Origin of the sequence: Nocardioides sp. Soil796 (assembly GCF_001429525.1) — a bacterium.
GTDB lineage: Bacteria > Actinomycetota > Actinomycetes > Propionibacteriales > Nocardioidaceae > Nocardioides.
Map to the genome: position 1 here is coordinate 265,142 of NZ_LMSQ01000019.1, position 23,702 is coordinate 288,843.

Here is a 23,702-nt window from a genome sequence, read left to right on the forward strand (position 1 = left end):
GTTGCGGTTTCACAAGGGAGCACCCTCCGACACGCCCTCACGGATCAGCGCGGCGGAGCCGGCGGACCGTACGACATGCCGGCCACCGGGCCAAGGCGCTCATTTCAACATGCAGTTCGCTCGCCGCGACGCCCACGTCACGCTCAAGAAGCGCACCCGTGGCGTGAACTGTATGTCGAAATGAGCAGACGCCGTCTCACTGGACGTTGTCAGGCGGCATCACGGGACTTGTGCACCGCAGGGCGGTCACCGGGTGGCAAGTCCACCACGTTGGCCGCGGGAGGGGTCACACGGCTGCGCGGAGGCGGGCCTCGATCTCCATCCGGCGAAAACCGCTGCGGTGGAAGACCAGCGGGTCACCGAAGCCGGCCCCGTCGACGGCGTGCAGGCGCAGCAGCACGATGGTGTGGTCGCCGGCCTCGACCTCCCGGTGGATCGTGCAGTCGAAGCGGGCCAGTCCGTCGTCGAGGGTGGCTGCCTCGTCGGCGGTGACCGAGACCGACAGGCCGTCGAAGCGGCTCTCGACGGGCCCGGCGAGCTGGCGGCACACGGACCCGTGGTGCTCGGCGAGGATGCTCACGCCCAGGTGTCGCGCACGTCGCAGGTCGGGCCAGGTCTTCGACGTGTTCGCGATCGAGAACGACACCAGCGGCGGGTCGAGGCTGACGGAGGTGAACGAGCTCGCGGCCAGGCCGGTGAGCTGTCCGTCGACCTCGGCGGCGACGGCGACGACTCCGCTCGGGAAGACGCCGAACGCCTCGCGCAGCGCGGCGGGGTCGAGGTCCTGGTTGGTGGTGAGCGTGGTCATGCGGAGGCTCCTTCCGTGGAGGCGAGCAGGGCTGCGACCAGCGGACGGTTCACGGCGAGCCAGTCGGTGAACGCGTCGGGGTCGTCGTACGCACCGTCGAGCAGGTAGAGCGCCGAGGTGGGGACCGAGGCGCCGATCTCGACGAGCACCGGTCGCAGCGTCAGCTCGGGCGCCAGCGCGTGGCCGGGACCGGCCCCGAGCATCAGGGGTACGGCGACGGTCCCCCGCAGCGCGTCGGGCGCGAAGCGGTCGAGGAACACCTTGAGCAGGCCGGTGTAGGTCGCCTTGTACGTCGGGCTGGCGACGACCACCACGTCCGCGGACGACACCTCGTCGACCAGGCCGGAGACGGTGGAGTCCGACCAGTCGAGGAGCGCCGGCCCGAGCGTGGCGAGGTCGACGACCAGCGGGTCGACGGCGCCCAGCTCGCCGGCCAGGCGCACCGCCGCGTCGTACGTGCGCGAACGCGGCTTGGGGTTGCCCACCACCACGGCAACCCGGGTCATGAGGCGGCCTTGCGGGCAGCGAACGGAACACTCGCCACGGACGAGACCGGTGCGGGGGCCGGGTTGGTCCAGCGGCCGCGTTCGGCCAGCACCGGCAGCACACCCTCGCCGAACGAGTAGGCCTCCTCGAGGTGCGGGTAGCCGGAGAGCACGAACTCGCTGATGCCGAGGTCGGCGTACTCCTCGATGCGGTCGGCGACCTCCTCGTGACTGCCGACGAAGGCGGTGCCGGCGCCACCACGAACCAGGCCGACGCCGGCCCAGACGTTGGGGTGGATCTCGAGGTCGTCGCGGTTGCCCTGGTTGAGCTCGAGCATGCGGCGCTGCCCCTCGGACTCGCTCTGCTTGAGCCCGGACTGCACGCGCTCGATGGTCTCGTCGTCGATCGAGTCGAGCAGGCGCTGCGCCTCGGCCCAGGCCAGCTCGGAGGTGTCGCGGGCGATCACGTGCATGCGGATTCCGAAGCGGATCTCGCGACCCTGCGCCTGCGCCAGGCCACGGATCCAGGCGATCTTCTCCGCCACGGCGGCCGGCGGCTCGCCCCAGGTCAGGTACACGTCGGCGTACTTCGCGGCCACGTCACCCGCCGCCGGCGAGGATCCGCCGAAGTAGATCTCCGGAGTCTCGTGCGGCAGCGCGGCCAGCTGGGCGCCCTCGACCTTGAGGTGCTCGCCCTCGAAGTCGACGGTCTCGCCGGTCCAGAGCCGGGTGACGACCTCGAGGAACTCACCGCACCTGGCGTAGCGCGCCTCCTTGTCGAGGAAGTCACCGAACCCGCGCTGCTCCGCACTCTCGCCCCCGGTCACCACGTTGAGCAGCAGGCGCCCGCCGGACATGTTGGTGAAGGTGGTGGCCATCTGCGCGGCCAGCGTCGGCGAGAGCAGCCCCGGGCGGAAGGCGACGAGGAACTTCAGCCGCTCCGACAGCGACGCGAGCATCGCGGTGGAGATCCACGCGTCCTCGCACCACGCGCCGGTCGGGGTCAGCGCCGCCTCGAAGCCGAGCTGCTCGGCACTGCGCGCGATCTGGCCCAGGTAGGGCACCGAGGCCGGCCGGCCCTGGGGCCCCGCGTCGGCCGAGACGCCGTGGCCGCCGCTGAGCACGTAGCGGCTGTCGCCGCCGTTGGTCGGCAGGAACCAGTGGAACTTGAGGTCGGTCATGTCGCTCCTATGTCGGTGATCGAGTAGTCGTCGTGAGGCACGAGCGACGGCGTACCCGGCTTTCGGTGATCGAGTAGTCGTCGTGAGGCACGAGCGACGGCGTATCGAGATTCAGATCTGTCCGTGGTTGGGCGGGAGGGTGCCGTCGACCGCGAAGTGGCCGAGGTGCTGCACCTTCCACGCCGCGGGGTCGTGCAGCGTGTGCGTGCGGGCGTTGCGCCAGTGCCGGTCGAGGTTGAGGCCGGCCAGCGCGGAGCGGGTGCCGGAGACCTCGAAGAGCCGGCTCGCCACGTCGACGGAGGCCGCGGTGGTCGAGGCCCGGGCCGCAGCGACGGCGAGACTCGCCGCACCCGCCGACTCCGCGGTGAGTACGGCGTTCGCCCGGTCGATCGCACGACCGGCCTCGGCGACCAACGCCTCCGCGCCGCGCACCTGCAGCTCGAGCTCGCCGAAGGCGTGCACGACCAACGGGTCGTCGGCTGCGCGCTCGACCCCGGCGTCCGGGTAGGGCCGGCTCTTGGTGCGCACGAACGAGGCGGCCTCGACCAGTGCGGCCCGCGCGATGCCGGCGTCGATGGCGGCATGCAGCACCTGCGCGAACGCGCCGTACGTCTGGGGCGCCTCGAAGGTGAGGTGGAACGGCGTGATGCGCTCATGGCGCACGTCGACACCCTCGAGCTCGACGGTGCCGCTGGCCGTGGTCCGTTGGCCGAGGCCGTCCCAGTCGTCGGTCACGGTGACTCCGGGTGCGTGGCGTTCGACCCACGCGACATGGAGCGGGCCGTCGACGCCGAGGTGGGTCAGCACCGGGATCCAGTCGGCGAACAGCGCGCCCGTGCAGTAGCCCTTCTTCCCGTCGAGGCGGTAGCCGCCGTCGTACGTCGTGAGGGTGGTGCGGATGTCGCGCACGTGCTTGGTGCCGATCTCGGACTGGGCGTTGCCGAAGCGCTTGCCGCGCAGCACCTCGCCGAAGAAGAACTCCTTCTGTGAAGCCGTCGCGTGGTGGCGCAGCGCGTTGACGTAGACGAAGTGGCTGTGCGGGACCTGGGCCACCGACGGGTCGCCCTGGGCGAGCGCCCGGAAGACCTCGACGACGGTCTCGGTGGAGAGGTCCGCGCCGCCGTACTCCGCCGGAACGGTGATCGCCAGGAGTCCGCTGGCCGAGAGGCGGTCGAGCTCGGCGGTCGGCAGGATGCGCTCGGCATCGCGCTGCGCCGCACCCTCGGCGAGCTCGGCGCCGATCTCGCGCGCGACCCGGACGGCCCGGTCGGCGGTGAGGACGGGTGGTTTCGCCCTTGGTTTCGAGACAGGCGCTGGCGCGCCTTCCTCAACCAGCGACCAGGGCCCCTGCGACTGCGCGACGGACGAGGTGCTCATGCGGCACGCTCCGCCTCGGCCTGCTCCATCTCGCGCACGATCGGGAGCACGTGCTGGCCGAAGTACTCCACCTCTTCGTGGAAGTGCAGGTAGCCGAGGAGGAACAGGTTGACCCCACGGCGCTTGAACTCGATCATCCGCTCGGCGATCTGCTCGGGCGTGCCGATCAGGTTGGTGCGGAAGCCGTCGTTGTACTGCACGAGGTCCTCGAAGGAGGAGTCCTGCCACATGCCCTTCTTGTCCGACGTCGACTGCCCGGCCTGCTTGACCGCGGAGCCGAAGCCCTCGACGGCCTCGGTGTCGGCCTTGGCGACGATCTCGCGCAGGGTCTCGCGGGCCTCCTTCTCGGAGTCGCGGGCGATCATGAAGCCGTTGAGGCCGAACCGCACCGCGCGGCCGTGCTCCCGGGCCTCACCCGAGACGTCGGCGATCTGCTCCGAGATGCCGTCGGGGTTGTTGCCGTTGGAGAAGTACCAGTCCGAGACCCGGCCGGCCATCTTGCGGGCGTCGGCGGAGTTGCCGCCCTGGAAGATCTCGGGGTGCGGGCGGCCCTCACTGGCGAGCGGCTTCGGCTTCAGGTCGAAGTCGTGCAGGCGGTAGAAGTCGCCGTTGAACTCGGCGTGCTCGGAGGTCCAGATCTCGCGCACGTAGCGGATGAACTCCTCCGAGCGGCGGTAGCGCTCACCGTGCTCGAGCCACGGCTCGCCCATCTTGGTGAACTCGTCCTTGAACCAGCCGCTGACCACGTTGATCGCGGCCCGGCCGCCGGAGAGGTGGTCGGCGGTGGCGATGTACTTGGCCAGCACGCCGGGCTGCCACATGCCGGGATGGACGGCCGCGATCACCTTCAGTCGCTCGGTCGCCAACAGCAGCGCCAGGCTGAAGCTGGTCGACTCGTGCTGGTACGCCGCGCCGTACGACGCCATGTAGCGGACCTGCGAGAGCGCGTAGTCGAAGCCGTTGTTCTCGGCCAGCTGGGCCAGCTTCTTGTTGTACTCGAAACCCCAGTCGGTGCGCTGCTCGATCTTGCTGACGACCAGGCCGCCACTGACGTTGGGCACCCAGTAGGCGAACTTCAGCGGGTCGGTGCTTGGTGCGATCGCGCTCATCGAAACTCCTTAATGATGTTTATGTCTATTAGATTGCTTGATTTACGTGGCGAGATCAAGGCGGGGCCGCCCACCACGCGGACGCGTCTCGCTATGTGGTGATCGGTCACGCCTTGCACGGGTGGGTCAGTCGCGCTTGGTCGTCCCGATCGCCCAGGCGTACGGCGGCGGCGTGCCGTTGACCTCGTAGGCCCCGACCACACGCGCCTTGAGGATGCGCGGGTTGTGCGACGACACGGTCCGAGCGTTGCGCCAGTGCCGATCGAGCGCCTTGGCCCGAGAGGTGGCCGAGGCGCCCAGCGTGTCGAAGAGGTCACTGGTGGCCTTGAGGATCAGGTCGGTCACCACGACCTGGGCCGCAGCGGACTCGATCTCGGCCGCCTCGTTGATCGCCAGCACCCGGTCATGCTCGGCCCCCGACGCCTCGAAGGCCGCCTGCACCGCGTCGGCCACTCGCAGGGTGGTCGCCTCGGCGGCGTAGACCGCCGCAGAGATCTCCCCGATGCGGGCCAGCACCTGGGCGTCGTCACGCACGCGGGCCGCGTTCGCGTGGGAGTAGTTGCGCTCGCGTCGTCGTACCTCGGCGACCGCGTCGCGGAGCGCCGCCCGGCCGATGCCGCTCAGCGTGGCAAGGAGGTTCAGCTGATAGACCGCGGTCTGGTAGGGGAAGCGCTCGGAGAAGACCAGCACGTTTGCCGCCTCGACCCACACGTTGTCGAAGATGGCCGTGCCACTGCCGGTCCCCCGCTGCCCGAAGCCGTCCCAGTCGTCAGTGACGCTGAAACCCGGCTCATCGGTGCGCACCAGGGCGATCACGAAGGTGCCGTCCTCGCGCAGGGCATAGACATCGGCCCACTCGGCGAAGATCGTGCCGGTCGTGTAGTACTTCGTGCCGTTCAGCCGGAAGCCCTCGCCGTCGGCGCTGAGCACGGTCTGCTGGGTGTCGATCGCCGTCGACCCGACCTCCGACCAGGCATTCCCACCGATCTCACCGGCCACGAAACGGGCGAACCAGGTCGTCTGGTCGACACCGATCACGTGCTGGTGGAGCCGGTCCTCGGCCAACGCGAAGTGACCTCGCAGGGCCTGCGGCAGGTTGTTGTCGACCGCGGCCAGGTCGATCCACAGCTGGGTGAGCTCGGGCCAGCCCAACCCGGCCCCGCCATGCTCGACCGGCACGCGCAGTGCGCCGTACCCGGCCTCCTTCAGCCAGTCGACCTGCTCGCTCGGCAAGGTGCCGTCGCGCTCGCGCTCGATCACCCCGCCGGAGATCTTCTCGAACAGCGGCTGGTACGACGTCCGCACCTCGGCGAGCTTCGTGTTCAGCGCCGGCGCGTTCAGCGCGCCTTCATGCGGAGCCGTTTCGTTCAGGGCCGTTTCATTCAGGGTCATGCGGTTCACCTCGGAGGTAGTGAAGGGAAGTAGTGGTGGGACGGGAGACGGAGAACGGCCGGACGACCGCCGGGAGCGCACCCGCCGATCGTCCGGCCGCAGCTCAGGAGGACGGTCCGATCACGTGTACCAAGTCGGCTCGGGGATCTCGCCGAGCAACGCGTGACGTCCGACCTCGGCGCGCTTGTGGGCGACCGGGTCGTGGAGGCTGTGGGTGCGGATGTTGCGCCAGAACACGTCGAGGCCGACCGAGTTCGCGGTCGCCCGGGCCCCGGTGACCTCGAAGATGCGGTTCGTGACCTCGAGGCCGGTGTCGATCGCCACCTGCTTCGCGGCGGCGATCACGACGGCCGCCTCACCGCGCTCCTGCTCAGTCACCGTGTCGGCGTGGGCGTTGATCCGCTCGATCAGCACGGCGGCACGCTCGGTGATCGCCTCCGCGGCCCACAGCTTGGACTGCAGGTCGCCGTACGTCTCGAGGATGTAGAACTCCTCGTGAGCACTGGCCTTCACGTCCGTCGCGTAGGGCCAGGCGCGAGTCTTGTCCCGGGTGTAGGTCGTCGCGGTCGACAACGCGCCCTGGGCGATGCCGACATAGATGTTGGCGAAGATCAGCTGGATCAGCGGCACGTTCAAGGTGTTGTAGACCCTCGGCCGGAACACCCGGTCGACGTAGCCCGCAGCGGCCTCCCACGGCACGTGGACGTCGACGATCTCGACACCGCCGCTCTCGGTGAGGCGTTGGCCGAGGTTGTCCCAGTCGCCCAGGAAGCGGATGCCGTCCTGGTCGGTGGGCACGATCGCGAAGACGTGGTTGTCGGTGCCGTCCAGCACGCCTTCGAGCACGGTGACGTCGGAGACCTGCCCACCGGTCGAGAAGGACTTCTTGCCGTTGTAGACGAGCTCGCCGTCGACTTCCGTGATGACCAGATCACTGTCGCGCGGGTTGACCGCACCACCGAAGAACCACCGGTTCTCGACGGCCTGCTGCTCGACGGCCGCGACCTGCTCGGGGGTGCCGACCAGACGGACCGCCCAGAACCACAGGTAGTGGTACCCGATCAGCTGGCCGATGGAGCCGTCCCCGGCGGAGATCGCCCGAATCACCCGATTCGCCGTGGTCCAGTCCTGCCCGCCTCCGCCGTGCTCGACCGGTCCGAGGAGGGTGACCAGACCCGAGTCCTTCAGCAGTTGGACCTCGGCGTGCGGCGTGGCGTTCGCGCGGTCACGCTCCACGGCGTCGATGGCCAGTTGAGTGGCCACGGCTTCGGCACGAGCCACCCACTGCGCGGGGCTGCTGGGCAGTGGGTCGGCCCAGGTGGCGGTGGCCGGTGTGGTGATCGACATGTGTTCGCCTCTCAGAAGGTACGCAATTTGAATTATGTCTAGTGAACTAGTCTACAATTCTGAATGCAAGGAAAAGGCACGCACGGCCGGTCAGCGAATCTCCGAGGGGGTGAGCGGCGCGGCCTTCCACCGGTCGGTTGTCCAGAAGGAGTCACAGGGTGCGGATCGAACAGCTGCAGTACATCGCGGCAGTGACCCAGCACGGGTCCCTCCGCAAGGCCAGTGAGTCACTGCACCTCTCCCAGCCGGCCCTCAGCGAAGCCGTGAGCAAGCTGGAACGCGAGCTCGGCGTCACCCTCCTCGACCGACGCCGCTCGGGCTCGAAGATCAGTCGCCAGGGACGGGACCTCCTGCAGAACATGGTCGAGGTTCTCGAGGCTGTCGGCCGCCTGCGCACCGCCGCCGGCGACCAGAACCTCACCACCCGGATGGTGCGCATGGGCACGGTCAACGCCGCCACGTCCACCCTGCTCGTGCCGGCCGTCCGCGACTTCCAGCAGGCCAACCCGGCCACCACCGTCGAGGTGGTCAACACCCAGCAGGCCGAGATCCACCAGGGCCTCGCCGAGGGCGCGCTAGACCTCGGCCTGATCAACGTGCTCGAGGGCGACGACGTTCCGGTCGACCTCGACGGCACCCGGCTGATCCACGGCCGGCCGGTCCTCATCTGTCGCCACGACCACCCGTTGGCGGCGTACGACGAAGTCACCGTCGGCCAGCTGCGCGAGCACCAGTTCGTCGTGATGCGCGCCGGCTACCTGATGCACCGGTTCGTGCACCGGCTCTTCGGCAGCGACATGCCGCCGGTGGCGTTCAGCACCGACGGGGCCGAGATGGGCAAGGTGATGGTCGCCGAGGGGCTCGGCGTCACCGTGCTGCCCGACTACAGCGTGATCGGCGACCCGATGGAACGTGCCGGCCTGATCACCCACCGGCCGATCACCGGCGACTCCACCGGTGTCGCCCTGATGATGCTGCAGCGCCGGGGCGAGCACCTGCCCCAGGCCGTGCGCGACCTGCAGGCCAGCCTGGTCGCGCACTCCCGCGGGTACCACCGCGCCAGCTGAGCCCACCCTGCCCGAGGGAACCGGTGGTACGCCGCGGGCGTCCCATCCTCATGAAGACCTCTCCCACGAAGTTCGCGGTGGCCCTGCTGGCCGCCGGACTGATTGCACTCACGGGTTGCTCCTCGGGCGACTCCGACTCCTCCGACGACTCCGGCTCCTCCGGCGACACCAGCCGGAATGCGGTCGCGGCCGATGGCCTGGCCGCCGAGGACGCGCCGAGCGAGGGCGACGGCGAGGCGACCCTGAAGACGCAGTCCGATTCCGGCTCGGACGCCGGCGGCACCCGCGACAACGGCGGCGCCAACCGACCGGCGCCGGCCACCAAGGCCATGATCAACACCGGCACCGTCTCGCTGGCCAGCCCCGACACCGAGAAGGCGCGTTTCGACCTCCAGAAGGTGGTCGACAGCCATGGCGGCACCATCGCCGAGGAGGAGACCTCGACCGAGGACGACGGCACCATCCGTCGCTCACGCGTGGTCGTTCGCGTGCCGGCGAGGGAGTTCGCCGACGCAATGAAGGAGCTGAAGAAGGTCGCCGAGCTCACCGGTTCCAGCCAGGGCTCGGAGGACGTCACCACCCAGGTGATCGACACCGAGGTGCGGGTCCGCGCCCAGGAGAAGAGTCTCAAGCGCATCGAGCTGTTGCTGGCCCGGGCCGAGAGCATCGCCGACATCGTCTCGATCGAGGCCCAGCTGACCTCACGCCAGGCCGAGCTCGACTCCCTCAAGTCACAGCAGGCCTACCTCGAGGACCAGACCAGCCTCTCCACGATCACGGTCCACCTCGAGCACCAGACCGCGGCGGCGGCCAAGGAGAAGAAGGACGACGAGCACAACGCGTTCGTCGGCGGCCTGCTCGACGGGTGGCACGCGCTCACCGGCGTCGGTGCCGGCCTCGCCACGGTGGTCGGGGCGCTGCTGCCCTTCGCCGTGGTGCTCGGCATCCTGGGCTACCCGGTGCTGGTGCTGGCACGCCGACTGCGCACCCGTCAGCAGGTCGCCCCGCAGGTCGCGAACGCCGAGTAGGTCAGAGCGGGTACGCCTGGACGAACTCCGTCAGCGCCTTCAGCTGGTCGGGGTTCGTCGAGGGGATGACCCCGTGGCCGAGGTTGAAGATGTGGCCCTTGGCGGCCCGGCCGGCCTCGATGATCTCGGCGGCACGCGCGGTCATCACGTCGGTCGGTGCGAAGACCAGGGTCGGGTCGAGGTTGCCCTGGACGGCCCGGTCACCGACCGCCCTGATGCCGTCCGCGAGCGGCGTACGCCAGTCGACACCGACCACGTCGGCGCCGGCCTCACCCATCAGCGGCAGCAGGTTCGACGTACCGACGCCGAAGTGGATGCGCGGGACGCCGAGCTCGCCGGCAGCGGCGAGCACCTTCGCGGAGTGCGGCATGACGTGCTCGCGGTAGTCGCCCGGGGTGAGCGCGCCGGCCCACGAGTCGAAGAGCTGTACGGCGGACGCACCGGCCTCGACCTGCACCTCGAGGTACGCCGCGGCGATGCCACCGATCTTGCGCATCAGCGCGTCCCACACGTCGGGGGCGCCGAACATCATCGCCTTGGTCTTCGCGTGCTCCTTCGACGGACCGCCCTCGACCAAGTAGGACGCCACCGTGAACGGGGCGCCGGCGAAGCCGATCAGTGGAGTGGCGCCGAGCTCGGCGACCAGGTTCTGCACGGCCTTGGTGATGAAGGGGACGTGCTCGGGAGTGAGGTCGGGGATCGCGGCGACGTCGGCCAGCGTCTCGACCGGCTTCGCGACCACCGGGCCGATGCCGGGCAAGATGTCGAGGTCGACACCCACCGCCTTGAGCGGCAGCACGATGTCGGAGAAGAAGATGGCCGCGTCGACGCCGTACCGGCGGACCGGCTGGAGGGTGATCTCGGTGACCAGGTCGGCGTCCATGCACGACTCGAGCATGCCGATGCCCTCGCGGACCTTGAGGTACTCCGGCAGGGAGCGCCCCGCCTGCCGCATGAACCACACCGGGGTGTGCGGAACGGGCTCGCCGCGGGCGGCCCGGAGGAAGGCGTAGTCGTGCAGGTCGGTGGAGGCAGTCACACCGCGAATCTTCGCAGGTCAGGCGGCGTGGCACACAACGGACCCTTCGGACTCGCCCTACTGTGGAGGGCATGGTGGTCCGTCAAGAGGCGCACCCCGGGTCGGGTGCGGGCCTACCCCCCGAGGATTTCCGGGTTGCGGTCGAGAGCATGCGAGCAGCCCGGCTGCGTCCCGAGGTGCTGTGTGAGTCAATGCCCGCGCCCCAACGCATCGCTCCCTACGCCAGCGCACTCTCCGCAGACGTCACCGTCGACGACGCCGACATCGGCACCGGGCGCATCATCTTGTTGCACGACCCGGCCGGCAACGACGCCTGGGCGGGCACGTTCCGCTTCGTGGCCTACGCCCGCGCCGAGATCGACCCCGAGATGGTCACCGACCCGATGCTCGGAGCAGTCGGCTGGTCCTGGCTGACCGAGGCCCTCGAGGCCCACGGCGCCGAGTTCGTCGCCCCCTCCGGCACCGTCACCCGCGTCGCGACCGAGAGCTTCGGCTCGATGGCCGACGAGGACGCCACCGCACAGCTCGAGGTGCGCGCCTCATGGACGCCGGCCGGTCCCGACAACGGCAACTTCGACGTCTCGGCCCACGTCGAGGCGTGGGGCGAGCTGCTCTGCACGGCGGTCGGGCTCGAGCCCGTGCCCGAGGGAGTGACCGCCATCCCGAGCCGTCGCGGCCAGCGCGGTCCCGCCCAGTGAGCGATCCGGGCGACACACCTGACGAGGCCTCCGCCGAGGCGGCTCCGGAGGGCACCACCGACGCGGCCCCGGAGCCCGAGCCGGCTCCCCTGCTGACCCTGCGTGACGGACTTCCTCCGGTGATCGACACCGACGCCGGGCTGGCCGACGTGGTGGCCCGCTTCGCCGCAGGCACCGGGCCGGTGGCGATCGACGCCGAGCGGGCCTCCGGCTACCGCTACTCCGCCCGCGCCTACCTGATCCAGCTGCGGCGCGAGGGCTCGGGCACCGCACTGGTCGACCCGATCGCGTTCGACAACCTCGACGACCTGCAGGTCGCCCTCGAGGGCGTGGAGTGGATCCTGCACGCCGCCACACAGGACCTCGCCTGCCTGGCCGAGGTCGGCCTGCGCCCGTCGTCGCTCTTCGACACCGAGCTCGCCGGCCGGCTGCTCGGCTATCCCCGCGTCGGGCTGGCCACCCTCGTCGAGACCACGCTCGGCATGCACCTGCGCAAGGAGCACTCCGCGGCCGACTGGTCGAGGCGCCCGCTGCCCGAGTCGTGGCTCGAGTACGCCGCACTCGACGTCGAGCCGCTCATCGAGCTGCGGGCCGTGATGGCCTCCGAGCTCGACGAGTCGGGCAAGGCCGGCTGGGCCCGCGAGGAGTTCGACCACCTACTCGACTTCACCCCGGCCGTGCGCGCCGAACCCTGGCGCCGTACGTCGCAGCTGCACCGGGTGCGTGGACGTCGCGCGCTGGCCGCCGTACGCGCGCTCTGGGAGACCCGCAACCGCATCGCCGAGCAGCGCGACGTCACGCCCGGCCGCATCCTGCCCGACTCGGCGATCATCGCCGCCGCGCTGGCACTGCCCGTCGACAAGGCCGCCCTGCTGGGCACCAGCGGCTTCCACGGCCGCGGCGCCGACCGCTACTCCTCACAGTGGGTGGCCGCGCTGGCCGAGGCCCGCGGGCTGTCCGAGAGCGAGCTGCCGCAACGCGGACCGCGCGGCGACGGGCCGCCGGTGCCGCGCACCTGGATCGACAAGGACCCGGTGGCCGCACGCCGGCTCACCGCGGCACGCGCCGGGATGGCCACGCTCGCGGAGACCAACAACCTGCCGGTGGAGAACCTGCTGACCCCCGACACGCTGCGACGCGTGCTCTGGACCCCGCCCGGGACCCGCGAGCCGGCTGCGCTGGCGCAGGCCGTGCAGGAACAGCTCGCCGGTCACGGCGCGCGGCCGTGGCAGATCGGGCTCGTCGAGCCGGTCCTCACCGCCGCCATCCTGGCTGCCGACGAGGAACCCGAGGACGCAGACACGCCAACCGACGCCCCGTCCTCCGACGGATAGTCCCCAACGCCTGGCTCCCGGGAGGGGTCAGACGTTGGGGACTGTCGGTCAGTTGGTGGCGGTCTCGGAGGGTTCGTCCTGGTTCTCCAGGATCGACTTGGAGGCCTCGTCGATCGCCTCGGTCAGCTCCTCGAGGTTGAGCACCCGGTTGAAGAACAGCTTGTAGATCGGGGCGTGCACGGCCTCTTCGAGGTCGTCCCACGAGTCGAGCAGCGGCGGCTGGACGATGTTGCGGACGGTCTGGTTGAAGACCGCGGCGTGGGCCGGCAGCTGGTCGGGCTGGAGGAACGCCTCGCCCTCGGCGACCTCGTTGTTCGACGGCACGAGGTAGCCGGCCTCGGCGACCCGCTCGACCGCCTCGGTCGAGATGATGTCGACGATGAAGTCGGCCGCCGCGGAGACGCTGGAGGGTTCAGCGCTGATGCAGAGACCGCTCACATCGCCCACCGTCGTCTGGCTGTCGAGCACCGGCATCGGCATCACGTCGAAGCTGAGGCTCGGCGTCTTGCGCAGCTCGGGCACCATGTTGCGGTAGCCAGCGATCATGCCGAGCTTGCCGGTCTTGAAGCGGTCGAGCGCCGACTCCTTGCGCAGCTGGCGCGGGGTCAGGTTCACCTTCGACGGGCGCAGCACCCGCAGCGTGCGCGACAGTGCGTCACGGCTCGCGTCGTCGGAGAGGGTCAGCGTGGTGGGGTCGGCCGGGTCGTCGAACAGCTGGCCGTCACCGGAGTAGACGAACGGGGCCAGGCCCTCGAGCGTCGGGTCGATGTAGACACCCTTCGCACCGGGGCGGCTGGCGGCGAACTCGGCGGCCGCGTTGAACTGGTCGAGGGTCCAGGCGGCGTGCGAGGCCGGGGAGTCGAGGCCCTGCTCCTTCATCGCATCCCAGTCGATCAGGTTGGTGTTGTAGTAGATGACCATCGGCGAGACGCCGTACGGCATGCACTGCAGGCGACTGTCGAGGGAGAACGAGTCGATCGCGTCGCGCTTGTAGTAGTCGCCGAAGTCGACGCCGCGCGAGTCGAGCAGCTCCTCGAGGGGCTGGTTGAGGCCCTGCTTGGCCACCTCGGCCAGGTCTCGCTGGGAGAGCAGGTAGACGTCCGGAGGGTTCTTCGCGTTGAGTCGGTCGATGACCTCGTCGGCGTCCGCGGCGTGCTGCAGGGTCACCTTCATGGTCGGGTGGTCGACGTTGAACTGGTCGACGGTCGACTGCATCGCCTCGACCTCTTCGTCGGCTCCATAAGCCATGAAGCTCAGCTTGACCGGGTTCTTCACGGTCCCGACCGGGTCCTGCTGGGGCTCACCCGTCTCGGTGTCGCACGCTCCCGCCAGCATCGCCAACAGAACCGCTCCACACACCATTGCCGCACGAGTCTTCACGCCCGAACGCCCTTTCCTCGCTGCACCATGTCCCGACACGATATCGGGACACACCGAAGCGTCGACCTGCAGCACATGCATTCACCCCTACGCTGACCGCATGGCATCCCTTCCCCGCCCCCTGTCCCGCGTGGCAGTCGGTCTCTTCGCCGCGCTGGTGCTGACCTCCTGTGGCAGCGAATCGGGCCCCGACGACACCTCGGGTGCGGACCCTTCCGACACCGCATCGGTCGAGGCCTCCGACGTGCCCAGTGAGAGCGCCCCGACCGAGACCGAGTCCTCCCCACCGCCGAGCTCGTCGAGCGCCTCGTCCGCACCGAGTACGACGACCGAGGCTCCGGTGACCTCTCCCGTCGACGACCTGTTCCTCACCGCCGACGAGATGCCCGGGCTCAACGACATCACCGTCTGGACCGACGCCGGAACGAAGCCCGAAGGCAGTGACCCGTTCGGCGACTGCGCGAAGTTCTCGCTGGTCGACTCGGGTGCCGACGAGGCCTGGATCCGCACCTTCAAGGCCGACGGCAACCAGCGCGCCGCCCAGCTGATCGCCACCTTCGCCGATGACAAGTCGGCCTGGCGGGTGGAGCAGGTGCTACGCGGGTGGCACCGTGACTGCGCCGCCCAGCTGAACGCCGACGTCGAGCAGGTCAACCCGCTGCAGGCCGCGCAGGTGTCGGCCGGCAAGTCGTTCACCTACCTGCTCCAGTTCGGTCAGAAGGACGCCCAGGACCACCACTTCAACGGCGTCGCGGTGAACCGGGTCGGCTCACGCCTCTCGATCGTGCTGATCGACAACCAGGGCCAGGACTACAACTACGAGCCCGGCCAGGAGCCGGCCCAGCAGGCCGCCCGCGCGGTCGCGGAGAAGCTCGGCTGACGTCCACGAGCGGGTCAGGCGTTCAGGCGGGCCAGCTCGTCGGCGCTGAGCTCGAGGTGGGTGGCCTCCGCCGTGTCGCGGATCGACGCGGGGCGGCTGGCCCCGGGGATCGGGATGATGCTCGGCGAGCGGGCCAGCAGCCAGGCGATGCAGGCCTGCTGCGGGCTCACGCCGTGGGCCTCCCCCACCTCGGCGAACGCCTTGAAGTCGTCGGCCAGGTCGGCCGCGTGGCGCATGCCGCCCATCGGGCTCCACGGCAGGAACGCCAGCCCGAGCTCCTCGCAGAGCTCCAGCTCCGGCTCGCTGCTGCGGAAGCTGGGGCTGTACTGGTTCTGCACGCTGACCAGCGCGTCACCGAGGATGCCGTGCGCCTCCCTGATCTGGTCGGGGTCGGCGTTGGACAGCCCGACGCGCTGCACCAGCCCGTCGTCGTACAACTCCTTGAAGGCGCCGATGGTCTCGGCGTACGGCACCGCCGGGTCGGGGCGGTGGTGCTGGTAGAGGTCGATCGACTCGACGCCGAGCCGCTTGAGCGAGCCCTGCACGGCCTCGCGGATCCATTCGGGTCGCCCGTCGACCGGCCAGTCGGCACCGTCGCGGCGGATGCCGCCCTTGGTGGCGATGAGTACGTCGGGTGAGCCGGCGGCGCGCAACGCCTCGGCGATCAGCTCCTCGTTGTGGCCCAGCCCGGGGCCGTCGGGCGCGTAGCAGTCGGCGGTGTCGATGAACGTCACGCCGACCTCGAGCGCCGCGTGCACGGTCGCGATCGCCTCGTCGCGCGGCGGCAGCTCACCGGTCGCGAAGCGGACGCGGGACAGCGGCATCCCGCCCAGTCCGATGGCACTGACGGAGCGGTCACCCAGCTGTCGTGTCTGCATGCCTCCAGACGCTACCCGTCGAGCGTGCCGTGGGCCCGTGCGCCTTCGACGACCCGCTCGAAGACCTCGCGGTCGAGGGCGGCACCCTCGCGACGGAGGCCGCTGTCGGGAAGCCGCAGGAGACGGTTGAGGCGCACCTCGCTCGGCCGGCCCTCGCGGTCCCAGCCGCCGGTGCCGACGTCCATCCAGAACCGACCCTCCTCGGCCTCCTGGACCTCGTCGCGGTCGTGGTCCTTGGAGGTGAGCTGCAGGGCCAGCCAGGTGTCGCCGTCCTTGCCGAGCAGCACGACCGGACGGTCCTTGCCCTGACTGGCGTCCTCCTCGTAGGGAACCCAGGCCCACACCACTTCACCCGGATCCGGCTCGCCGTTCTCGACCGGTGCGTACGTCGCGTCCATGCGAGCGACCCTAACTTCCCGGTAACCGGCGAAGTTGCCGCGGATGGTTGGTGCGGCGATTACAATTGCCGAAGTACGCCGGACCGCGGCAGCCCCGGGTCCCAAAATTAGCCGCTTAGAGCGGCCACGCGCCGTGAGGCGCTCCCGGTCCGGCGTACTCAGACCACGTTGCTGAACAGCGCGGAAGATCCCAGTCACCTGATGATCGGGATCTTCCGCGTTGTCCGGAATACCGCGATCAGGCCAGGCCGACGGCCAGCTCCTGATGGGCGGCCGTCTCGAGCTGTTCGGAGAGCACCAGCATCTGCCGCGCATCGGGACTGTGCAGGTGGGCGCGACCGACCGCCACCACGCGGGCGAAGGCCGAGGCCCGCAGGAGCACGTCGGCGAAGGCGCTCTCGGAGATGCCGGTCAGCACGGTGTCGATCATCGTGCGGACCTGGTCGGGCCCGGGCGGGTCGGCGACCCCGGCCACGACGCGGGCGACCTGGGCGGCGGCGCGTCCGGCCTCGAACTGGGACGACGCCAGCTGCGGCGAGGCGTGCACCCAGGCCCGCAAGACGTAGAGACGCCAGAGGCACCCCGCCAGCGAGTCGGACGGCGCACCGGCCCACAGGTCGGCCAGCGTCTCGAGTCCCTCGGTCTCGGCCAGCCGCAACAGGCGCTGCGCCACCTCGCGGTCGTCGCTGTCCCGGGCACCTCGCACGAGCAGGAACGCGGCGCGGTCGGCCGCCTCGGAGACCAGCGCCGGATCAGTGCCGCCGACCATGCCGTCGAAGAAGTCGGAGGTCTGCATGGTCGGGCGGTGGTGCGGGCGTTCAGTCACCCGACCACATTACCCACGAGACGTTCGGCCCACGGCTCGCCGGCACTTGTGCGCCCCTGCTGTCACTTTGCACCCGGTGGGCGGGGTGCAAAGTGACCTGGACGGCGCGTTACTTGGGCAGGGCGGGGTTCAGCCGAGGGCCTTGCGGATCCGGGCGTCGCTGACGGTCTGCGCGGTGCCGAGGTGCTGCGCCCACAGCGAGACGCGGTACTCCTCCAGCATCCAGCGCACCTTGCGCAGCGCAGCACCCGGCGGGCGCCCCTGGGGCAACGCCTCCACGCGGTGCAGCCACGCGTTCTGCATCTCGCTCATCTGGTCCATCACCTGCCGGTCCTTGGCGACCTGCGAGTCGAGCCGCTCCCGTCGTACGTCGATCGCGGCGAGGTAGCGCGGCAGCTCACGCAGCTGCGGCAGCCCGGCGTCGGCGACGAAGCCCCGGTGCACCAGCCGGTCGAGCTGGGCCCGCATGTCCGTGATCGCGGAGAGCGTGGACATGTCGGCCCGGCCGCTGAGCGTCTTGTCGGTGCGCCGCCACGCCTCCAGCACCCGGAACACGTCGTGCATGACGCCACGCACGTGGGCGGGCAGGTCCGTCGCCACGACCGCGGCGAGGGCGGCGTACTCCTCCGGTGTGCGAACCGGGGGTCGGGCGTCGATGGCCTGCTGCAGCACGGCCGCGCGGCAGTCCTCGAGCAGCTCGGTGACGTTCGGGTACGGCGACCCGGCCAGTGCCAGCTTCTCGGCATTGCCCAGCGAGTCGAGGATCTCCTTGACCGGCGACGGGGTGCCGAGCAGCAACAGGCGGCGTACGCCGAGGCGGTGCCGGGCCTCCTGCTCGTCGGCGGAGCCGAAGACCTGCAGGCCCACGGTCGAACCCTCGTCGACCAGCGCCGGGTAGCCGCGCACCTCGTGGCCGGCGCGCACCTGGGTGAACGACGACTCGATGACGCCGAAGGTCCAGGAGGTCTGGCCGGTGACGGTGATCCCCGAGTCGGCGGCGACCTCGGCCATCGCGGCCGCGAACTTCGGGAGCAGCGGTTCCTTGAGCGCCTCGAGGTCCTTGCCACGGGCCTGCTCGCGACCCGACTCGTCGACCACGCGGAACGTCGGCCGCAGGTGCTCGGGGACCTTGTCCCAGTCCCACGCGTCGCGGGGCACGACCACGCCCGTGGTGGCGCGGAACCAGCGTTCGAGCGCCTCGAGCAGCGGTTCGTCACCGGCGGGTACGGCGGCCAGGAACTCGCGGGCCTTGTTGGGTGCGGGGACGAAGTTGACCCGCAGGTTCTTCGGAAGGCTACGGATCAGCGCGGTGACCAGCTCTTCGCGCAGGCCGGGCACGTTCCAGCTGAACTGGTCGGCCTCGACCCGGTTGAGGGTGGCCACCGGGACATCGATGGTCAGGCCGTCGTCGACCGAGCCGGGCTCGAAGTGGTAGCCGATGTCGAACGTCAGGCCCTCGGCGTGCCACAGCTCGGGGTAGTCGTCGGCCTGCACCTCGTCGGCCGTGTCGTGGGTGAGCATGCGTGGGTCGAAGGTGAGCAGGTTTCCGTTGCGCTGCCGCTCCTTCTTCCACCAGGTGTCGAAGTGCGCGCCGCTGACCACGTCGGCGCCGATCCGCGCGTCATAGAAGTCGAACAGCGTGTGCTCGTCGACCACGATGTCGCGGCGACGGGCGCGGTGCTCGAGCTCCTCGGCCTCCTTCAGCAGGGCCAGGTTCTTCGCGTAGAACTTGTGGTGCGTCGACCACTCGCCATAGACCAAGGCGTGCCGGATGAAGAGCTCGCGGGCCAGCTCGCGGTCGACGTTGCCATAGTTGATCAGTCGATCAGCGACGAGCGGTACGCCGTACAACAGGACCCGCTCGCGGGCCATCACGGCGGCCCGCTTGGCCGACCAGTGCGGCTCGGAGTAGTTGCGCTTGACCAGGTGGGCGCCAAGGCGTTCGGCCCACTCAGGGTTGATCGCGGCGTTCTGCCGGGCCCACAACCGGCTGGTCTCGACGAGCTCGGCGGCCATCAGGAACTGCGGGTTCTTCCGGGCCAGGCCGGAGCCGGGGAAGATCGCGAAGCGGGCACCGCGGGCACCGAGGTACTCGCGCATCGGACGACGTCCGGCACTCGACTTCGTGTCGCGTTCTTCCAACGCACCGATGTGCGAGAGCAGCCCGGAGAGCAGGGCCTGGTGGATGCCGTCGGAGTCGGGAGTATCGGCAGTCGAGTCTTTTTCGGTGGTCGAGTGGCGAGCGCCAGCGAGCGTATCGAGACCCATCTCCCTGCACACCTGGCGCAACTGGGACTCGAAGTCCTGCCATTCGCGCACGCGCAGGTAGTTGAGGAACTCCTTCTTGCACATGCGGCGGAACGCGCTGGACGACAGGTCCTTCTGCTGCTTCTTGAGATAGCGCCAGAGGTTGAGCCACGACATGAAGTCGGACTCAGGATCCTTGAAGCGGGCGTGCTGCTGGTCGGCCTGGGCCTGGAGGTCGGCCGGACGCTCGCGCGGGTCCTGCAACGACAGTGCGGCCGCGATGACGACCACCTCGCGCACGCAGCCGAGTCTTTCGGCCTCGAGGATCATCCGACCCAGGCGCGGATCGATCGGCAGTCTGGCCAGGCGTCCGCCCAGCCTGGTCAGCTTGGGGCCGGTCACGGCGCCGAGCTCTTCGAGAAGCTGGGTGCCGGCCTGCACGTTGCGCTTGTCGGGCGGCTCGACGAACGGGAAGCGGCCGACCTCACCCAGGCCGAGCGAGGTCATCTGGAGGATCACCGAGGCCAGGTTGGTGCGCAGGATCTCGGGCTCGGTGAACTCGGGACGCGCCTCGAAGTCCTCCTCGGAGTAGAGCCGGATCGCCACACCCGCTGCGACACGACCGCAGCGGCCTGAGCGCTGGTTGGCTGAGGCCTGGCTGATCGCCTCGATCGGCAGCCGCTGAACCTTCGTGCGCACCGAGAACCTGGAGATGCGGGCGACGCCGGAGTCGACGACGTAGCGGATGCCGGGCACGGTCAGCGAGGTCTCGGCGACGTTGGTGGCGAGTACGACGCGGCGCCCGCGGCCCGACCTGGGCGCCTCGAAGACCCGGTGCTGCTCGGCGGAGGAGAGCCGCGAGTAGAGCGGCACGACCTCGAGCCTGTCGCGGAGGTTGAGGTCGCCCAGCACGTCGGCGGTGTCGCGGATCTCGCGCTCGCCCGGCAGGAAGACCAGGATGTCGCCGGGGCCCTCGGCGGAGAGCTCCTTGACCGCCTCGACGATCGCCTCGGTCTGGTCGCGTACGACGACCTCGCCCTCGTCGTCGACGCCGTCCTCGTCGGTCGTGCCCGCCTGGATCAGCGGCCGGTAGCGCACCTCGACGGGGTAGGTACGGCCGGAGACCTCGATGATCGGCGCGGGGGTCTCGATACGCTCGCTGGCGCTCGCTACTCGACCACCGGAATCGAGTCCGAAGTGCTTCGCGAAGCGCTCGGGGTCGATCGTCGCCGAGGTGATGATCAGCTTGAGGTCGGGGCGCTTGGGCAGCAGGCGCTTGAGGTAGCCGAGGATGAAGTCGATGTTGAGGCTGCGCTCGTGGGCCTCGTCGATGATGAGGGTGTCGTACTTCAACAGCTTCCTGTCGCGCTGGAGCTCGGCGAGCAGGATGCCGTCGGTCATCAGCTTCACCCGGCTGTCCCGGCTGGTGCGGTCGGTGAACCTGACCTGGTAGCCGATCACGTCACCGAGCTCGGTGCCGAGCTCTTCGGCGATGCGCTCGGCCACCGAACGCGCGGCGATCCGCCGGGGCTGGGTGTGCCCGATCAGCTTGCCCTCGCGGCCGCCCAGACCACGGCCCAGCTCGAGGCAGATCTTGGGCAGCTGGGTGGTCTTCCCGGAGCCGGTCTCGCCGGCCACGATCACCACCTGGTGGTCGCGAATGGCCGCAGCGATGTCCTCGCGACGGTCGCTGACGGGGAGGTCGGGGTAGGTGATCTTCAGGTCTGGCTGCACAACGTCGACCATTATCCCGGTCGACGCCACCGGGTTTCCCGGCGCCTTGCTCGAGATCCGGTTCGGGCATGAACTGAGTGCTTCGGGTCTCACCGCTGCCAGCGGTGATCGGTGAGCAGGCCTGCCAGGGCCTCCATCTTGATCACGGGTGCGCCGGTGCCGGGCCTGCCCGAATAGGGAACCCGGACCCAGACCCGTTGTTTCGTGCCGTTGAACTGCACCACGACGTTGGCGCCCTCGGCGGCGTACTCCCACATGAGGTGCACCTTGTGGCCGCCCACCGTGCGGTCGCCGCAGGTCGTGTAGTCCTCGGGGTTGCACGAGGAGTCGTCCTCGGAAGAGATCGACCGCCGCGCGACGAATCCGACACCGACCGTGGTGGAGACGTCGCCGCGGACCAGGCGGCCGACCAGTTCACCGTCGTCGACCTCAAGGCCCCTCAGAGCGGCACCGTCGACTTCGAGATGATCTCTGGTGATCTTCAGGGCCCGCGACTCCGCGGAGGTCAAGGGCTTCTGCGGCGTCAGATCCTGGTCGGGAAGGTCGAGATCAGCAAGCGCCTCGACGAACCTCGCGGGGCTGATCGCGTCGGGCAGGAAACCCGGTTCGAACATGACGTATTCGCCGTCTTCTTGCCGGAACCCCCAGATGGGCGCTGCGTCGTCGCTGATCGTCACCCGCTGTCCGGCGACGGTCTTCTCCTGGCAACCGCCATCTGCGCAGAACCAAGGAATCTCTTTCCTGGCTGCGGCCTTCGAGGCACTGAGCCGGAACCAGACGTCGTCGGTGGCGCCGTCCCAGCCGAACGCCGGCACCACATGAACAGGCACACCAGCCTTGACCGTGGACTCCGTCGACGAGCCGGGCGGTCGGACGTGCTCGCCGTGTGGATCAAGGTCGTTGATCACCTCGTGCAGCAGCGGCACCGAGTTTGCGTCGAGCTCAACCTGCAACGGGCGATCGCCGGGAAACACCGAATTGACGTAGCCCGGTTGAAGTGAGTCCCAGGTGAGCGGTTCGAGCACCGACGCGGTGCCCGCCGGCTGCGGGTCGTCGCGACCGACGAGAAGTGCCGTGCCGGTGCCCACGATCGCGACGGCAACGGCCACGGCCCCGACCTGCGCCGTCCGGTGCCGACGCAGTGCCTTGTGCCCGCGTCGTACGTCGTCTGCGGGGGCGACCCCGATCTGGCCGACCGGGTCGGAGAGGCGGTCGAGCCGGCCCTCGAGCTCGTCGATGTTCATGGCAGCTCTGCCTCTCGCTCATCGGAACGCTCCGGCGTCAGGGTGACCCGCAATCGGGCCAGGGCGTCAGAGGTCTGGCTCTTGACCGTGCCGGCGCTGATGCCCAGGTCGGCCGCGGTCTCGTCGACCGACATTCCCCAGTAGTGACGCAGCACCACGACGCGACGTTGTCCTGGTGGTAGCGCACCCAGCGCCGTCCAGAGGTCGTCGTCGGACTCACGCTCGGCGCCGACCCCGGTCCTGGACTCCGAGCGCGACCCGGCCTCGGTCTCGGGCTCGAGCCCCGGGCGCTCCCGCTGCCAGGGGCGGGTCACTTCGGTCAGGTGGGCGTTGACCACGGCCCGCCGTACGTAGGCGTCGACCGAGTCGGCCCTGCGCACCCGCGACCACGCGACGTAGACCTTGGTGAGCGCGGCCTGCACGATGTCCTCGGCCCGACTGTCATCACCGCACAGCAGGTACGCCAACCGGCGCAGGCGGTCACGTCGGCTGGCCACGAAGTCGCTGAACTCCGCGTCGCGCCGCGCCTTGCTCGAGGTCATCCCCGTCCTCCCCGTCGAACGTTGTCACCCCTATGACCGAGCGCAGGCCACATCGGTTGGGTGGATCGCGAGAGATCCTGCCTCTTTTCAGGTGTGGGGGCTGGCAACGACTCGGCCCGGGCCCGCCGAGAGGCACATCCGGCACGGTTCGGCGTCGGAATCGGCGTCGGAATCGGTGCCGGATGTGCCGCTCAGGAGTCGGTGCTGTCCTGGCCGCCGGAGTCCTGGGTCTGATCGGGCGGTGCCAGCCGGTCGGACCCGTCATCCTGCCCGGTGCCCTGCTGGTTCCGTTGGTTCTGGCCGTCCTGGCTGCCCTGGCCGTTCTGGCTGCCCTGGCCGTTCTTGCCGGGCATCTGCTGGAAGGTGCCGGGGCCATTGCCGCCCGGACCGCGCATCCCTCCGCGTCCGTCGTCGGATCCGTTGCTGATCGCACCGAGCGCCGCACCGCCCGCGCCACCGAGGATCACGCTGGCCAGGGCCACCGCCGCCACGCCCCGGTAGCCGAGCACGCGGTCGTTCCACGGCCTCCGCTCGGCGGGTACGGCGGCCGACCCGGACACATCGGGGTTCTGGTTCTCGTCAGTCATGTCTCCGAGCGTGCGCCGGGCACCTGTGCGGAGGCTGTGTGGGCGATGAAGCCAACCTGTGTCGGTGGTTTCGAGACGGTTGCTGCGCAACCTCCTCAACCAGCGACAGGCCGGCAGGTTG

General features: G+C 69.8%; 21 protein-coding genes. 5 read left to right on the forward strand and 16 right to left on the reverse strand.

From position 1 onward, the window contains the following. Window positions 1-286: 286 nt before the first annotated feature. The 7 genes from ASH02_RS18520 to ASH02_RS18550 all read right to left on the reverse strand — a co-directional run bounded on the left by ASH02_RS18520 (window position 287) and on the right by ASH02_RS18550 (window position 7,699). On the reverse strand, window positions 287-808 hold the full coding sequence (locus tag ASH02_RS18520; protein ID WP_056685858.1) for a flavin reductase family protein: 522 nt from the start codon (window positions 806-808) through the stop codon (window positions 287-289). Beyond that, window positions 805-1,314, reverse strand: coding sequence for an NAD(P)H-dependent oxidoreductase (locus tag ASH02_RS18525; protein WP_057295246.1), 510 nt, complete (start codon window positions 1,312-1,314; stop codon window positions 805-807). The genes ASH02_RS18520 and ASH02_RS18525 overlap by 4 nt, the downstream gene beginning before the upstream one ends. Further along, window positions 1,311-2,474, reverse strand: a complete 1,164-nt coding sequence (locus ASH02_RS18530) for an LLM class flavin-dependent oxidoreductase (RefSeq protein ID WP_057295247.1) — start codon at window positions 2,472-2,474, stop codon at window positions 1,311-1,313. Before ASH02_RS18530 ends, ASH02_RS18525 begins: the two co-directional genes overlap by 4 nt. A gap of 111 nt (window positions 2,475-2,585) precedes the next feature. Beyond that, on the reverse strand, window positions 2,586-3,851 hold the full coding sequence (locus ASH02_RS18535; protein WP_082620946.1) for an SfnB family sulfur acquisition oxidoreductase: 1,266 nt from the start codon (window positions 3,849-3,851) through the stop codon (window positions 2,586-2,588). Then, complete coding sequence (gene sfnG, locus ASH02_RS18540) at window positions 3,848-4,960, reverse strand: dimethylsulfone monooxygenase SfnG (RefSeq protein WP_057295248.1); 1,113 nt, start codon at window positions 4,958-4,960, stop codon at window positions 3,848-3,850. The genes ASH02_RS18535 and sfnG overlap by 4 nt, the downstream gene beginning before the upstream one ends. A 126-nt stretch (window positions 4,961-5,086) precedes the next feature. Continuing rightward, a complete protein-coding gene (locus tag ASH02_RS18545; RefSeq protein WP_082620947.1) occupies window positions 5,087-6,352 on the reverse strand; it encodes an acyl-CoA dehydrogenase family protein in 1,266 nt (421 codons plus the stop codon). Window positions 6,353-6,472: 120 nt separating this feature from the next. Next, entirely contained in the window at window positions 6,473-7,699 is a 1,227-nt protein-coding gene (locus tag ASH02_RS18550; protein WP_057295249.1) for an acyl-CoA dehydrogenase family protein, read from the reverse strand. 158 nt (window positions 7,700-7,857) lie between these two features. Here ASH02_RS18550 and ASH02_RS18555 point away from each other — a divergent pair, with 158 nt between their 5' ends. Next, window positions 7,858-8,766, forward strand: a complete 909-nt coding sequence (locus ASH02_RS18555; RefSeq protein ID WP_056892035.1) for a LysR family transcriptional regulator — start codon at window positions 7,858-7,860, stop codon at window positions 8,764-8,766. A gap of 50 nt (window positions 8,767-8,816) precedes the next feature. Further along, a complete protein-coding gene (locus ASH02_RS18560; protein ID WP_057295250.1) occupies window positions 8,817-9,794 on the forward strand; it encodes a DUF4349 domain-containing protein in 978 nt (325 codons plus the stop codon). A 1-nt stretch (window position 9,795) separates the two neighbouring features. Here ASH02_RS18560 and hemE read toward each other — a convergent pair whose 3' ends face one another. After that, window positions 9,796-10,833 (reverse strand): uroporphyrinogen decarboxylase, encoded by a 1,038-nt coding sequence (gene hemE / locus ASH02_RS18565; protein WP_235539081.1) that lies wholly within the window; start codon window positions 10,831-10,833, stop codon window positions 9,796-9,798. Window positions 10,834-10,904: 71 nt separating this feature from the next. Here hemE and ASH02_RS18570 point away from each other — a divergent pair, with 71 nt between their 5' ends. Together ASH02_RS18570 and ASH02_RS18575 are read left to right on the forward strand one after the other, a co-directional pair. Next, window positions 10,905-11,531, forward strand: coding sequence for a DUF3000 domain-containing protein (locus ASH02_RS18570; RefSeq protein WP_056892033.1), 627 nt, complete (start codon window positions 10,905-10,907; stop codon window positions 11,529-11,531). Further along, window positions 11,528-12,865, forward strand: a complete 1,338-nt coding sequence (locus ASH02_RS18575) for an HRDC domain-containing protein (RefSeq protein WP_056892032.1) — start codon at window positions 11,528-11,530, stop codon at window positions 12,863-12,865. The genes ASH02_RS18570 and ASH02_RS18575 overlap by 4 nt, the downstream gene beginning before the upstream one ends. Window positions 12,866-12,913: 48 nt before the next feature. On the opposite strand, the gene ASH02_RS18580 is transcribed toward ASH02_RS18575, so the two are convergent. Next, window positions 12,914-14,245 carry an ABC transporter substrate-binding protein gene (locus tag ASH02_RS18580; protein WP_156393725.1) on the reverse strand — a complete coding sequence of 444 codons (1,332 nt, stop codon included), beginning with the start codon at window positions 14,243-14,245 and terminating at the stop codon, window positions 12,914-12,916. Window positions 14,246-14,345: 100 nt separating this feature from the next. Between ASH02_RS18580 and ASH02_RS18585 the strand changes: the two genes are divergently transcribed. Next, entirely contained in the window at window positions 14,346-15,125 is a 780-nt protein-coding gene (locus tag ASH02_RS18585; RefSeq protein WP_156388814.1) for a hypothetical protein, read from the forward strand. Window positions 15,126-15,139: 14 nt separating this feature from the next. Here the strand turns inward: ASH02_RS18585 and ASH02_RS18590 are convergent, their stop codons facing one another. The 7 genes from ASH02_RS18590 to ASH02_RS26195 all read right to left on the reverse strand — a co-directional run bounded on the left by ASH02_RS18590 (window position 15,140) and on the right by ASH02_RS26195 (window position 23,581). After that, complete coding sequence (locus ASH02_RS18590; protein WP_057295251.1) at window positions 15,140-16,003, reverse strand: aldo/keto reductase; 864 nt, start codon at window positions 16,001-16,003, stop codon at window positions 15,140-15,142. Between the two features lie 11 nt (window positions 16,004-16,014). Next, the gene (locus ASH02_RS26705; protein WP_056892030.1) at window positions 16,015-16,401 is read right to left on the reverse strand and encodes a type II toxin-antitoxin system PemK/MazF family toxin; all 387 of its coding nucleotides are present in this window, start codon (window positions 16,399-16,401) and stop codon (window positions 16,015-16,017) included. 238 nt (window positions 16,402-16,639) lie between these two features. Next, window positions 16,640-17,227, reverse strand: coding sequence for a hypothetical protein (locus tag ASH02_RS18600; RefSeq protein ID WP_235532637.1), 588 nt, complete (start codon window positions 17,225-17,227; stop codon window positions 16,640-16,642). A 129-nt stretch (window positions 17,228-17,356) separates the two neighbouring features. Beyond that, on the reverse strand, window positions 17,357-21,220 hold the full coding sequence (gene hrpA, locus ASH02_RS18605) for an ATP-dependent RNA helicase HrpA (RefSeq protein WP_057295252.1): 3,864 nt from the start codon (window positions 21,218-21,220) through the stop codon (window positions 17,357-17,359). Window positions 21,221-21,297: 77 nt separating this feature from the next. Continuing rightward, entirely contained in the window at window positions 21,298-22,452 is a 1,155-nt protein-coding gene (locus tag ASH02_RS18610) for a hypothetical protein (protein WP_057295253.1), read from the reverse strand. Beyond that, the gene (locus tag ASH02_RS18615; protein WP_056685814.1) at window positions 22,449-22,994 is read right to left on the reverse strand and encodes a SigE family RNA polymerase sigma factor; all 546 of its coding nucleotides are present in this window, start codon (window positions 22,992-22,994) and stop codon (window positions 22,449-22,451) included. Before ASH02_RS18615 ends, ASH02_RS18610 begins: the two co-directional genes overlap by 4 nt. Before the next feature lie 191 nt (window positions 22,995-23,185). Next, window positions 23,186-23,581: a hypothetical protein gene (locus tag ASH02_RS26195; RefSeq protein ID WP_057295254.1), complete on the reverse strand. Its 396-nt coding sequence runs from the start codon at window positions 23,579-23,581 to the stop codon at window positions 23,186-23,188. Window positions 23,582-23,702: the final 121 nt, after the last annotated feature.